A 12,828-nucleotide genomic window follows, 5' to 3' on the forward strand; every position below is an offset into this window, starting at 1 on the left:
TACATCTTAACGCATATTACTGCAAGTTTTTTTACTCATTTTACCCCTTTTTCTTCCACTTTATTTCTGTTTTCTCCACCTGAAACTCTTGATGCTTCTATCTTTCGCCATTTTTCATCAAGCCCTACTTAAAATCAATAAGTTCATTCTTCGCTATCTTGATATAAGTCTTGTAATGCTTGGAGTTGAGTTTTACGAGAAACTCGACGATATTTTTTACTTTCTAGTTTGGGTTCGTATTTACTCTGTCCTTTACCTTTGGTTTTTAACTTCAAGGTAGATTCAGGATCGGCTTGTTGGTTTAATTGGGTTTGTCTAGCGATCGCTTCCTCTAAAAACTCTAGATAATGTTCATAGCGTTCCCAATCTCCGCGCACGGCGCAATCAGGTTCGTCTCGATGCAAACAATCACTAAATCGACAGTGATGTACTTCTAGTAGTTTTCTGACTTCAGGAAAATAGTGAACTAATTCTTCTGGTTGAGCATCTAAATCAGGTTGATTAAAGCCAGGAGTATCGGCTAACAAACCACCATCAGGTAATTCAAATAATTCTACATGGCGCGTTGTATGGCGACCACGGGCAAGTTTACCAGAAACTTCCCCAACTCGCAGGTTAATATCAGGAATTAAGGCATTAATTAAGCTGGATTTCCCCACACCAGAAGGGCCAGCAATTACAGTAGTTTTATGAGCTAGATGGGCTACTACTTGGCCAAGATTAATCTGATTCTGCACACTAATAAATAATGGTTGATAACCCCAACCCAACAGGCGATCGCTAATTTGTTGCTGTTCTTGTGCTGAGATTAAATCGCTTTTATTCAAACACAAAACCACATCCCAACCAGTAGACTCAGCTTTTACTAAAAATCGACTTAATTGGTAAGCTTCTAAGGGTGGATCAGCCACAGCAAAGACCAACATAATTTGGTTGACATTGGCGATCGCCGGTCGGTCTAATTGTCCAGTGCGGGGTAAAACTTCTGCGATCGCACCGCGTTCACCAGCCCAATCTGGTTCTTCCACCACCACGCGATCGCCCACCATCACCTGCTGTCCAATTTTCTTTAACCTGGTTCTACGGGTACACAAAAGTATAGGGAGATGTGTAGGATCTATCTCCCTATCGTCTTGATCTAGCTGTACCTTGTAAAAATTGGCTTGTACAGCCAAAACTGTACCGATTAACTGTCCATCAGTAGCAACAGCCATCATTGATTAGCGGCCGGACGACGGACTAACAAAGAAAAATACTCGCTACAGTCTGTAATTTGCTCTACCTGATAGCCTGCCATTGTTAAGCTATCAGGAACTTGCTCGATTGGTTCTCCGGGGTCGAGCCATACTTCTAGCAAATCTCCTGGCGACATTTTTTCCAGGCGGAGTTTTGTCCGCACAAAATTAATCGGACAAGGAGTACCGCGCAAATCAAGTTGAGCATCGGGAGTAGACACAGAAGATAGACTCATTATTTAAACAAATTCCCCAAGAATCCTTCTAAACCACCTTTACCAGTGCGATCGCCTTTAATTTTAGCCAGCTTCTCTAGCAATTCTCTCTCCTCTGGGATGATTTTCGTCGGGATATCAATTAACACTGTTAATAGATGATCACCCCGACTCACAGGATTACCCAAGCGAGGTACGCCACGATTTTCCAGCTTCATCACTGTATTCGGCTGTGTTCCTGGGGGAATGATTAATTCTACTGGCCCGTCAACTGTATTCACTTCCAAACGACAGCCTAAAATGGCTTGTAAATAGCTCACCTTAATTTCCGAAAGCACATTAATGCCATCGCGTTGAAATTCTTCATCTTCGTTAACAAACAGGTAAACGTATAAATCTCCGGGAGGGCCACCACGTTGACCTGCATCACCTTCTTGTCCTATGCGTAAACGTGTACCGTTATCTACCCCAGCCGGAATTGTAATTTTGAGTTTTTTGGTAACTTGATTTGTACCCCGACCGTCACAAGAGTCACACTTATCTTCAATTACCGAACCAGTACCATTACAAGTTGGACAAGTGGAAACTTGTGTGAAACTACCAAAAGGTGTCCTGGTGACACGACGTACTTGACCAGAACCGCTACAAGTGGAACAAGTACGGGGGCGGGTTCCTGGTTTTGCCCCTGAACCATTACAAGCTTCACAAGTTTCGAGGTGAGAAATGCGAATTTCCTTTTCGCCACCAAATACTGCTTCGCGGAAATCCAATTTTAGGTCTAGTCGTAAATCATCACCCCGCACTGGGCCACTGCGCCGTCTTTGCGCTGTCTGTCCACCCATACCGCCGCCAGCAAAGCCACTGAAAATGCTTTCAAAGATATCGGCAAAACCACCCATATCACCCATGTCTTGAAAGCCCACACCAGCACCGGAAACACCTTCTGGGCCAAAGCGATCATAACGCGCCCTGGTTTCTGGTTCTGAGAGTACCTCATAAGCGCGGTTGATTTCTTTAAACCGATCCTCTGCGCCCGGTTCTTTGTTCACATCTGGGTGATACTTACGGGCTAAACGGCGGTAAGCTTGTTTGATTTCTTCTTTGTCGGCGTCACGAGAGACACCCAGAATTTCGTAATAGTCGCGGGCCATATAGCAAAGGTAAAAGATAGAAGGAAGAAGGCAGGAGGAAGAAGGCAGGAGGCAGAAGGCTTATAAGAATTCCTAGTGAATCTTAACTCAGCACTCAGCACTCAAAACTCAGCACTTTTGTAAGGCAGAAGGCATAGATTAACTTTTATTAATAATTGATTGTACCTTTTACCTTTTATAAAAATCACCAGCAAATGTTGAGTCAAATTTGCTGTTACGTGGGAGACGACAAGGACTAACGAAAGTTAACAGCAAAGTTAGCAGATGCTAGAAGCTTTGGCTGTCTCTTTTACAATTGTGCTACGTGACAGGAAAAAACCCTGCTGATGAACTAGAGGGGCTAACCGCACCATTAGGTGTGGAAAACCCCCCCTTTGTAGTACATTGCATCTGTAGTAAGACAGAATTTCCAGATTAAAGAACAAAGTATGTAAGGTTTAAACTTTATACTTCATACTTTAAACTTTATCCTTTAGTCTATCGCCTCATAATCAGCTTGTGCAGTCATTTCCTCATCAAAATCGAAATTAAATTGAGGGATGACAGTTCCACTGGCAGAATTTTCTAGTCCAGATGCTAATAATGGCTCGGAACCTGCTTCACCTTCTTCTGTATTGGGATTGTTCGCGCGGTTATAAACATCAGCACCGATCGCAAATAGAGTTTGCTGGAAGTCATCTAAACAATTTTGAAATTCTTGTATGGAAATACTGGGATTACTCATCACAGCTTGCAGTTGGACAAACTTTTCATGGGCTAAAGTTTTCATCTGCTCGCCAATCAAGTTGCCATTATCCTTCAAGGTAGATTCGTAACTGACTAACAAATTATCAGCTTGGTTTTTCAGTTCGACAAATTCCTTGCGTTTTTTGTCTTCCTCAGCAAATACTTCCGCTTCTTGGCGCATCCGTTCGACTTCGTTAGCACTCAAACCACCAGTGTTAGTAATCCGAATACTTTGCTCTCGACCGGTACCTTTATCTTGAGCCGAAACTTTGAGGATACCATTAACATCAATTTCAAAAGATACTTCAATTTGCGGAACACCACGGGGAGCCGGAGGAATCCCCGCCAACAAAAACTTACCTAGACTTTTATTATCCCGTGCCATTGCCCGTTCCCCTTGGAGAACGTGAATTTCTACAGAAGTTTGACCATCAATTGCTGTGGAAAAAACTTGGGATTTGCTGGTGGGAATTGTGGTGTTACGTTCGATAATTTTGGTGAAGACTTCGCCCAGGGTTTCAATCCCCAAAGACAGGGGAGTGACATCCAATAGTAAAAGATTATCAACTTCACCACCGAGAACACCCGCTTGAATGGCGGCTCCCAATGCGACAGCTTCATCTGGGTTAATCGAGCGATCGGGTGTTTTGCCGTTAAAAAATTTAATTAAAGCATTTTGAACAGCCGGAATCCTAGTTGAACCACCAACTAAAATAATTTTGTCTATGTCTTGGGGTTTGAGGTCAGCATCTTTCAGGGATTGAATCATTGGTTCAATCGTCGCCTCAATCAAATGCGCTGCGAGTTCTTCAAATTTAGAACGGCTGAGTTCCGTCTCTAGATGCTTTGGCCCGGATGCGTCGGCGGTAATAAATGGCAAGTTAATCGAAGTATTACCCATACTAGAGAGTTCGATTTTGGCTTTTTCTGCGGCTTCCCGTAGACGCTGCAAAGCCATTTTGTCTTGGGCTAGGTTAATTTTTTCTTGTTCCTGGAAGCGTTCAATCATCCAGCGCACAATACAGTTATCAAAGTCATCACCACCTAGTTGATTATTGCCGCTAGTGGCTTTAACTTCAAAAACTCCATCTCCCAGTTGCAAAATTGATACGTCAAACGTACCGCCGCCCAAGTCAAACACGAGAATTAGCTGCTCTTGGTCTTGCTTATCCAAGCCAAAAGCTAAAGCCGCCGCCGTCGGTTCATTGATAATGCGTAATACTTCTAAACCAGCAATTGTCCCAGCATCTTTAGTTGCTTGTCTTTGGGCATCGGTAAAATATGCTGGTACGGTAATTACGGCTTGGGTGACAGATTCTCCTAAAAAATTTTCCGCGTCCTGCTTCAATTTTTGCAGAATCATCGCGGAAATTTCTTGAGGGGTGTAATTTTTGCCACGAATTTGAACATCAACAGTTTCATCTCGGCCTTTAACACAATTGTAAGGAACGCGATCGCGTTCATGTTCCGTATCTTCCCAACGACGACCGATGAATCGTTTGATACTGTAGACTGTATTTTCGGCATTAGTTACGGCTTGGCGTTTTGCCAGCTGACCGACCAAGCGATCGCCACCCTTGCCAAATCCCACAATACTAGGAGTGGTTCTTCCGCCTTCCGAATTGGCAATTACAATCGGCTGACCACCTTCTAAAACTGCGACGCAACTATTAGTCGTGCCTAAGTCGATCCCTATAACTTTTCCCATACTTACAGTATTTGTACTGAATGCTTTTACCGTGTTTTGTTGCGCGGGATATTTTTGTACGGGCTAAAGCTAAAGGCTAAGTCTGTCAAACGCACTAACTAAAGTATCGGCCATTTGCCACAAAACCAGTTTCTCTATGCAAATTACTGCTAGAGGGCGGGCTGCTAAACTGCTGCAAACCGTCAACAGCCCTTTCCTTGTTGAAATATACACTGCTCGCCCGTGTATGACCTCAGCACACACTTCTTAAAAGTAAAAAGTCAAAAGTTAAAAACAAAAACTTGATTCATAATTGTTTTGACTTTGGCTTTTTGACTTCGGACAAAGGGACGGTCAGCGAGGCAGACAAATGCAGTTTAACTGTTGGCTGGACTCGACTGATCTTCAGGTGCAGACGGTGTATCCTCCTTCGGAGCAGCTACCTTGACCATTGCATGACGTAGCACGCGATCGCCTATATAATATCCGCGTACTAACTCTTCTAACACTGTTCCATCTGGATGTTCATCCGTAGGTTCGCGCATTACTGCTTCATGGAGGTTAGGATCAAACTGTTCACCTTCTGGACGCATCGGTGATACTCCCAACCGTTTCAGACAATCCACTAATTGTTTATAAACTCCTTGATAACTTTTGTGAATTGTCATCTCACCGTCAGTTTGTGGCTTGAGGTGCGCTCGCGCCCGTTCAAAATTATCGACCACTGGCAGTAATTCTAAAATTGTATTCCGCTTCGCTTGTACGTCTAGGTCTTCTTTTTCTTTGCTAGTACGTTTGCGGTAATTTTCAAAATCTGCCGCAATCCTCATGTACTGACCACTACGTTCTTCTACCTGCGCCTTGAGAGACTCTATTTGTTGAGTCAATTCTGTCAAAGCTGCCGTGTCTGCTGGTGTTTTCTCAGTAGCAGCGAAGCCATCTTCTTGATTGAGCGCAGCCGTATCTCCTGATACATTGCTTGTGGCTGCCACTTGCTCAGTAACTTCGCTGCCAGATTCGTTGGAGTTGATTTGGGCTGGGGAGTCGCTCATCATGTCTTGCTTTACCTCTGTTGGTTCACCCAATTGCTGGCTTGTATTGTTTACCTGTTTATTTTCGTCCATCATGGTCTATTCCAGATCCTCTGGTGGACAATAAATCACCTTGGAAGGAGATTTGATTGTCAACATGGTTCTGGAAGTGATATCACCGTCATCCTATTGTGACAAATGGTGAATATATTAGCGCATACTCTCTCAGGACGGGAACCCGAACGACCAAGGATAAAGTATGAACCCGAATTTCTCACGTATGGGTAGCGGGTGTGGGGAGAGAGGGGAGTGTGGGGAGTGTGGGGGAAAGATTTCTTTACCATCCTCCCATACCTCCCACACCCCTGAATTTCTCACAAGAGAGAAATCCAGGTGAAGTGTCAATTTTAGACTTCCTAGAAATTTTATTAAGTTTAAATGAAAATTCTGAGCCGTAGCTTGGGAATACTCTAAGCAGAGGTTTTCCCCTACTAATTGCTCACCTATGACTCAATCGTCACCACAACGGCGCAGTACCGCTCTCACGACCAGAACAGAGTTTTCGCCATTCGGCAGTAAGCTAGTGCAATCTGGCTATGTTAATAGCGAACAGATGAGACAGGCACTGATTGAAAGCCGCAAATCTGGCAGACCCCTGACGGAAGTGCTGGAGTCGATCACTGGGCGACAACTATCGCCGGAATTTCTTAGACAGTATAAAAAACAACAGCTATTTGAACTTAAAATACTATACGGCGTTGATTCTCTTGATCCGGAAATCAATACAATTGGCAATACCAATGTCGGGAGCTTGATTGAAACCTTGATCCCGGTCGATGTTTGCCGTCGCCATCGTTTAGTACCCTTATCAAAAAACGAAGACCAAAACCCACCAAGTGTTTTAGTGGCAATGGTCGATCCAGATAACTTAGAAGCTTCCGATGATCTCAATCGCATTTTGCGCCCGCAAGGTTTGGCATTGCAGCGGATGGTGATTACTCAAGAAGATTATCAGCAGCTAATCAACCAATATTTGGATGATTTAGCTGTGAAGCAAAAACATCTGGAACAAGAAAAGTTTACAGATATCAATCAAGATTTAGAAAATCTCGGCAATTTAGGCTTAGATGACGCTCCCGACGAGATGGAAGCTGATTTGGGATCAGCAATGAAGGGTGCGGAAGATGCTCCTGTCATCAACTTGGTGAACCGGATTCTAGCTAAAGCACTGCACGAGAGGGTTTCGGATATTCACGTCGAGCCGCAAGAAGAAAATCTCCGTGTTCGGTTTCGCAAAGATGGTGTATTACGTGAAGCCTTCGATCCCTTGCCGAAAAAAATTATTCCCGCAGTCACAGCCAGATTTAAGATTATTGCCAGTTTAGACATTGCTGAACGGCGTGTCCCTCAAGACGGACGTATTCGCCGGATGTTTGAAGGTAGAAAGGTAGACTTCCGAGTGAATACCTTGCCCAGTCGTTATGGGGAAAAGGTTGTACTGCGGATTTTGGATAACTCTTCTACCCAATTGGGATTGAATAAGTTAATCACTGATCCTGAAACCTTGAGTATTGTTCAGGAAATGGTGAGTCGTCCCTTTGGTCTGATTTTGGTGACTGGGCCAACGGGTTCTGGTAAAACCACTTCCTTGTACTCAGCATTGGCAGAAAAGAACTCACCGGGAATTAACATCAGTACAGTTGAAGACCCCATTGAGTATAGTTTGCCGGGGATTACCCAAGTACAGGTAATTCGAGAAAAAGGATTGGATTTTGCCACAGCACTGCGGGCTTTTTTGCGCCAAGACCCGGATGTGTTGCTAGTGGGGGAAACGCGCGATAAAGAAACTGCCAAAACAGCAATTGAGGCGGCGTTAACAGGTCACTTAGTATTAACTACTCTACACACCAACGATGCTCCAGGTGCGATCGCTCGTTTAGGTGAAATGGGCATTGAACCATTTATGGTTTCTAGTTCCCTAATTGGTGTGTTAGCACAACGCTTGGTGCGGCGAGTCTGTTCTGACTGTCGCATTCCCTACACTCCCACACCAGAAGAACTAGCTCGCTATGGTCTATCGGCTTCCCAAGATGTCGAACTTACCTTCTATAAAGCAAATACTTTGACAGCTGAAGCCCTAGCCGATGCCAAAGCCACAAATCATGCTTGCCCAAGCTGTAATGGTGTTGGTTACAAAGGACGGTGTGGTGTGTATGAAGTGATGCGTGTCTCAGAAAACCTCCAAACCTTGATTAACCAAGAAGCACCCACAGAACGCATCAAAGAAGTGGCTGTAGAAGAAGGAATGAAAACCCTATTGGCCTACAGCTTAGATTTAGTACGTCAAGGAGCCACCACCTTAGAAGAAGTTGATCGAGTGACGTTTACCGATACAGGCTTAGAAGCAGAACTCAAAGCCAAACGTAAGACTGGCCTGACCTGTCGAAAGTGTAGTGCTGAACTACAACCGGAATGGCTGGATTGTCCCTACTGTATGACACCCAGATTTCAAGATTAATGATTGGTCAATTACCAATAGTCATTAGTAAACACCAATGACAAATGACAACTGACAAATAACAACTGACACAAAGGAAGCAGAACTATGGAAATGATGATTGAAGACTTGATGGAACAAATGATTGAAATGGGTGGTTCGGATATGCACTTATCTGCGGGCTTACCTCCCTACTTCCGGATTAGTGGCAAACTCACACCCATTGGCGATCAAGTCTTGACTAATGATCAATGCCAAAGATTAATCTTTAGTATGCTCAACAATACCCAGCGTAAAACTCTAGAACAAACCTGGGAATTAGATTGTTCTTATGGCGTAAAGGGTTTGGCACGTTTTCGGGTGAATGTTTACAAAGAACGAGGCTCTTATGCAGCTTGTTTACGAGCCTTAAGTTCCAAAATTCCTAACTTTGAAAAACTAGGTCTACCAGATGTTGTCCGAGAAATGGCAGATAAGCCCAGAGGCTTAATTTTGGTGACAGGCCCTACAGGTTCTGGCAAAACCACAACTCTCGCCGCCATCATTGACTTGATTAACCGTACTAAAGCAGAACATATTTTAACGGTAGAAGACCCAATTGAATTCGTTTACGAACCAATTAAAAGCTTAGTTCACCAACGACAATTAGGCGAAGATACAAAGAGCTTTGCTAACGCCTTAAAAGCCGCTCTCCGGGAAGATCCAGACATTATGCTGGTGGGAGAAATGCGGGATTTAGAAACAATTTCTTTGGCAATCTCCGCCGCAGAAACAGGTCACTTGGTATTCGGCACACTACACACTAGTTCCGCCGCCCAAACAGTTGACCGGATTATCGACGTTTTCCCCCATGAAAGACAAACTCAGGTACGGGTACAGTTATCTAACTCCCTTGTCGCCGTATTCAGCCAAACCTTAGTACCAAAGAAAAACCCCAAACCAGGGGAGTATGGTCGAGTCATGGCTCAAGAAATTTTGATTGTGACTCCAGCTATTTCTAACTTGATTCGAGAAGGTAAAACTTCGCAAATTTACTCGGCGATTCAGACAGGTGGCAAATTAGGAATGCAAACTTTAGAGAAAGTTTTAGCCGATTACTACAAAGCCGGAACAATTTCTTTTGAAGCAGCAATGTCTAAGACTTCCAAGCCAGATGAAATTCAACGTTTGATTGGGGCATCAACACCCCCAGCCGGAGCAAAACCTGGTGCTGCTAAAGCTCACTAAAATTTCATGCTGAATCAGACAAGTAATAATTAATAGCAAATAATTAATTGACTATTAATTATTACTGATTGACCAAATTTAAAATTTTTAATTCATCTATCTATGCCAACCTTCATCGCCAAAATTCGAGATCCTCAAGGAAAATCTCGAACTGAAAAAATCGTTGCTGAATCTCTAGCCGAAGCCCGTACTAATCTTAGAGATAAAGGTTTTGTAGTTCAAGAACTCAAACAATCTCAAGGCTTGGCATTCAGTTTTGATATCCAAAAAATTAAGAATTCATTTGTTAAGGTTGAAGTTAAAGAAAAAGCGGTTTTTTCTCGACAACTTGCGACCTTAGTCAATGCGGGTGTTGCCATTGTGAGAGGTTTGGGGGTACTGGCAGAGCAGTGTACCAATCCAAAGATGAAACAAGCACTCATTGATATTAGTAATGATGTGCAGAGTGGTGTCAATCTTTCCGATTCTATGCGGAAACATCCTGACTGTTTTGATGGTTTGTATGTCAGTATGATTCAAGCTGGGGAAGTAGGGGGTGTATTAGATGAAGTACTCAATCGTTTAGCGAAATTACTAGAAGATGTAGCAAGATTACAAAACCAGATTAAATCCGCATTAGCTTATCCTGTGGTTGTGGGTTGTATTGCTATCGTCATTTTTGTGGGTATGACAGTGTTTCTGTTACCTATTTTTGCGAAAATATTTGTCGAGCTAGGTACAGAATTGCCTGCTTTAACGCAATTTTTGATGACCTGTAGTGAAATTTTAAGAAGTTGGAAAGTTTTCATTATTATTGGTGCTGTTTCTGCCGCAAAATTTGCTTATGGTCAGTACTATAAAACTCGTGTTGGTAGAGAAACTATCGACCGTTTATCTCTCAAAATGCCTTTATTTGGTGATTTGATTCAGAAATCTTCTGTAGCGAGATTTAGCCGAACTTTTGGTTCTTTGACTCGTTCCGGCGTACCCATTTTGACTTCCTTAGAAATTGTCCGAGATACATCAGGAAATCAAGTTATTGCCAATGCTATAGATGGCGCTCGTGCAGAAGTTCAACAAGGTGGGATGATCAGTCTTGCTCTGCAAAAGGCGAATGTCTTTCCAGCAATGGCAATCCAAATGATTAGTATTGGTGAAGAAACGGGAGAATTAGATGGGATGTTAATGAAAGTCGCTGATTTCTATGAAGATGAAGTTGAGCAAGCAGTAAAAGCTCTTACTAGTGTTCTTGAACCAATTATGATTTTGGTTTTAGGAAGTATGGTTGGTACTATTTTGATGTCGATGTATTTGCCTCTATTCAAGGTGTTTGAAAAGCTGGGATAAAAGCGAAAGGATGAAGTATGAAACTTCATCCTTCACACTTTATACTTCATACTTTATAAAATTATGCCTGTGCAGAAATCTCATTATGAAGCCAGCTTGGCAGAATATAGCAATCATCAAGCAGCGATCGCTCTCCTCAAACAATACCGACCATACCTAGAAATGATTCCTAGTTTGCGTCGCCCAGATGAAAGCGTAATTACTATTCCTTTACCTATTGTTCGTCTGCGTAAAACTGTTTCCGAGGTTCCCCAGGCTATTTGTCTACCCTGTGATGTGGCAATTTTAATGTGCGATCCAGAATGGAAAATTAAAACTGGAGCGGAAATCTTAATCTTTATTCACCGTCCCCATGAAGACTTTTCTGATTTGTTGGGACGTTGGCGACAAACCCAAATTTTCTTAGATCAAGACTATGAATGGTTAATGCCACCTCGCCATAGTCATATATTAAGTGAAGGAGCAAATACTATATATCCGTTGTTTGTAGTGTTTAGTGAAACATCAGAACGCATTCAACGAGGTCTTATCGGTGCAGAGTTGCCATTTGTGATGCAAACATCATATTTGCTATTGGAAGAAGAACGAAGAGAGGAAGAGGGGCTAGAGGCTAGGGAATAGGGGCTAGGAGTAAGAGGAGAAAAAACAGCCTCTTAATCTCTTCTCTAGCTTCCAGCCTCTAGCTTCTAGCCGCTTATTTCACAAACTGAGGCATGATTTCGGCTGCTGTGAATATGCCGTAAATACCGCGTTGATGAAGTTGCATTCCTGCTTTGAGATAACCAAAAGCTGGGCCGCAAACGTTTGCTGCCATACTGGTTTCATCGCCTAATGTAAAGGTATGGGTGGAAATTTTACCTTCAAAGGTGCGCCCTGTAACTTTAACATTGGTGCTAAGGGGCTTTTTCGGATTGCGGGTATCAACTACACCACCAACAGTAACGCGATCGCGATCTACGATTCCTGCTAACTCTAACATCACATCATCGGCGTGTTCCATATTTTCTAATGTCAGCACGCCATTGGTTTTATCTAGTAATGCTTCTACCTCTGCATCAGTCATTGCCCTTGCAGCTTCTACAGTATAACCGGGCATATGACCGATATCTTCTCGAACGGTGGCGCGGTAAGCTTCCCAGTTAGCAATACCGACACCAAAGGTAATCTCGACTTTGTGAATTTCAGCGTAGCTTTGGGCGGCTAAAGCAGCAGCAGCAGTTAACAGTCCTGGTGTTGCACCACATCCTGTCATATAGGTAATACCTGCGGCTTGTAGTTCGTCTTTCATAGCAATTAGTTGTTCTACGGCACTGGTGCGCTTAATTGCATCTACTAACACACCGCGCCAACCAGATTGAATAAACTGCCGCGCTACAGAAGGAATAAAATCATTGGGTAGGTTGGGTAAAGCTAAAAAGTAGCCATCTACAGGTTGATTTGTATCAATTAAATCTTGAATACTGTTGTTTGTTAATGTACCAACTGGTTCTAAATAACCTACAGAACCTTGCGATTGATAAATGGCAATGCAATCTTTAAAATTTAACCCTTCCGCAGCGTAAGCATAGCCTTTTTGATCTGCCACTGCTACTAAAGTCATTTCTCGTTTACCAGCAAGTACTTTGGCGGCTGCTTGTCCGAGTCCACCAAAACCCAGTACTCCTACCCGTAACGCTGGCGCAATATTGAGATTTTCTGTACTCATAGTGAATTTCTGAAGTTGAATCAAAAGC

General features: G+C 43.1%; 10 protein-coding genes. 4 read left to right on the forward strand and 6 right to left on the reverse strand.

Annotation, left to right across the window (positions count from 1 at the left end):
• Positions 1-143 precede the first annotated feature (143 nt).
• The 5 genes from rsgA to grpE all read right to left on the reverse strand — a co-directional run bounded on the left by rsgA (position 144) and on the right by grpE (position 6,141).
• Complete coding sequence (gene rsgA / locus H6G75_RS18825) at positions 144-1,214, reverse strand: small ribosomal subunit biogenesis GTPase RsgA (protein ID WP_190981605.1); 1,071 nt, start codon at positions 1,212-1,214, stop codon at positions 144-146.
• Positions 1,214-1,471, reverse strand: a complete 258-nt coding sequence (locus H6G75_RS18830; protein WP_190981537.1) for a sulfurtransferase TusA family protein — start codon at positions 1,469-1,471, stop codon at positions 1,214-1,216. Before H6G75_RS18830 ends, rsgA begins: the two co-directional genes overlap by 1 nt.
• A complete protein-coding gene (gene dnaJ / locus H6G75_RS18835; RefSeq protein WP_190981538.1) occupies positions 1,471-2,601 on the reverse strand; it encodes a molecular chaperone DnaJ in 1,131 nt (376 codons plus the stop codon). Before dnaJ ends, H6G75_RS18830 begins: the two co-directional genes overlap by 1 nt.
• A 472-nt stretch (positions 2,602-3,073) precedes the next feature.
• Positions 3,074-5,035 carry a molecular chaperone DnaK gene (gene dnaK, locus H6G75_RS18840; protein ID WP_190981539.1) on the reverse strand — a complete coding sequence of 654 codons (1,962 nt, stop codon included), beginning with the start codon at positions 5,033-5,035 and terminating at the stop codon, positions 3,074-3,076.
• A gap of 356 nt (positions 5,036-5,391) precedes the next feature.
• Entirely contained in the window at positions 5,392-6,141 is a 750-nt protein-coding gene (grpE, locus tag H6G75_RS18845; protein ID WP_190591483.1) for a nucleotide exchange factor GrpE, read from the reverse strand.
• 409 nt (positions 6,142-6,550) lie between these two features.
• Between grpE and H6G75_RS18850 the strand changes: the two genes are divergently transcribed.
• The 4 genes from H6G75_RS18850 to H6G75_RS18865 all read left to right on the forward strand — a co-directional run bounded on the left by H6G75_RS18850 (position 6,551) and on the right by H6G75_RS18865 (position 11,716).
• Positions 6,551-8,563, forward strand: a complete 2,013-nt coding sequence (locus H6G75_RS18850; protein WP_190981540.1) for a GspE/PulE family protein — start codon at positions 6,551-6,553, stop codon at positions 8,561-8,563.
• 87 nt (positions 8,564-8,650) lie between these two features.
• The gene (locus H6G75_RS18855) at positions 8,651-9,769 is read left to right on the forward strand and encodes a type IV pilus twitching motility protein PilT (RefSeq protein ID WP_190591481.1); all 1,119 of its coding nucleotides are present in this window, start codon (positions 8,651-8,653) and stop codon (positions 9,767-9,769) included.
• A gap of 102 nt (positions 9,770-9,871) precedes the next feature.
• Complete coding sequence (locus H6G75_RS18860) at positions 9,872-11,095, forward strand: type II secretion system F family protein (protein WP_190981541.1); 1,224 nt, start codon at positions 9,872-9,874, stop codon at positions 11,093-11,095.
• Positions 11,096-11,158: 63 nt separating this feature from the next.
• Entirely contained in the window at positions 11,159-11,716 is a 558-nt protein-coding gene (locus H6G75_RS18865) for a hypothetical protein (protein ID WP_190981542.1), read from the forward strand.
• Between the two features lie 73 nt (positions 11,717-11,789).
• On the opposite strand, the gene H6G75_RS18870 is transcribed toward H6G75_RS18865, so the two are convergent.
• On the reverse strand, positions 11,790-12,800 hold the full coding sequence (locus H6G75_RS18870; protein ID WP_190981543.1) for a saccharopine dehydrogenase-like oxidoreductase: 1,011 nt from the start codon (positions 12,798-12,800) through the stop codon (positions 11,790-11,792).
• Between the last annotated feature and the right edge of the window lie 28 nt (positions 12,801-12,828).

It is taken from the genome of Nostoc sp. FACHB-280 (genome assembly GCF_014697615.1).
In the GTDB taxonomy this organism is placed as follows: domain Bacteria; phylum Cyanobacteriota; class Cyanobacteriia; order Cyanobacteriales; family Nostocaceae; genus Nostoc_B.

Bases quoted from the DNA above. Each gene is read 5' to 3' on its own strand.
- dnaK (WP_190981539.1), bottom strand. From the start codon at position 5,035: ATGGGAAAAGTTATAGGGATCGACTTAGGCACGACTAATAGTTGCGTC.
- H6G75_RS18855 (WP_190591481.1), top strand. From the start codon at position 8,651: ATGGAAATGATGATTGAAGACTTGATGGAACAAATGATTGAAATGGGT.
- H6G75_RS18865 (WP_190981542.1), top strand. From the start codon at position 11,159: ATGCCTGTGCAGAAATCTCATTATGAAGCCAGCTTGGCAGAATATAGC.
- H6G75_RS18860 (WP_190981541.1), top strand. From the start codon at position 9,872: ATGCCAACCTTCATCGCCAAAATTCGAGATCCTCAAGGAAAATCTCGA.
- rsgA (WP_190981605.1), bottom strand. From the start codon at position 1,214: ATGGCTGTTGCTACTGATGGACAGTTAATCGGTACAGTTTTGGCTGTA.
- H6G75_RS18870 (WP_190981543.1), bottom strand. From the start codon at position 12,800: ATGAGTACAGAAAATCTCAATATTGCGCCAGCGTTACGGGTAGGAGTA.
- dnaJ (WP_190981538.1), bottom strand. From the start codon at position 2,601: ATGGCCCGCGACTATTACGAAATTCTGGGTGTCTCTCGTGACGCCGAC.
- H6G75_RS18850 (WP_190981540.1), top strand. From the start codon at position 6,551: ATGACTCAATCGTCACCACAACGGCGCAGTACCGCTCTCACGACCAGA.
- grpE (WP_190591483.1), bottom strand. From the start codon at position 6,141: ATGATGGACGAAAATAAACAGGTAAACAATACAAGCCAGCAATTGGGT.
- H6G75_RS18830 (WP_190981537.1), bottom strand. From the start codon at position 1,471: ATGAGTCTATCTTCTGTGTCTACTCCCGATGCTCAACTTGATTTGCGC.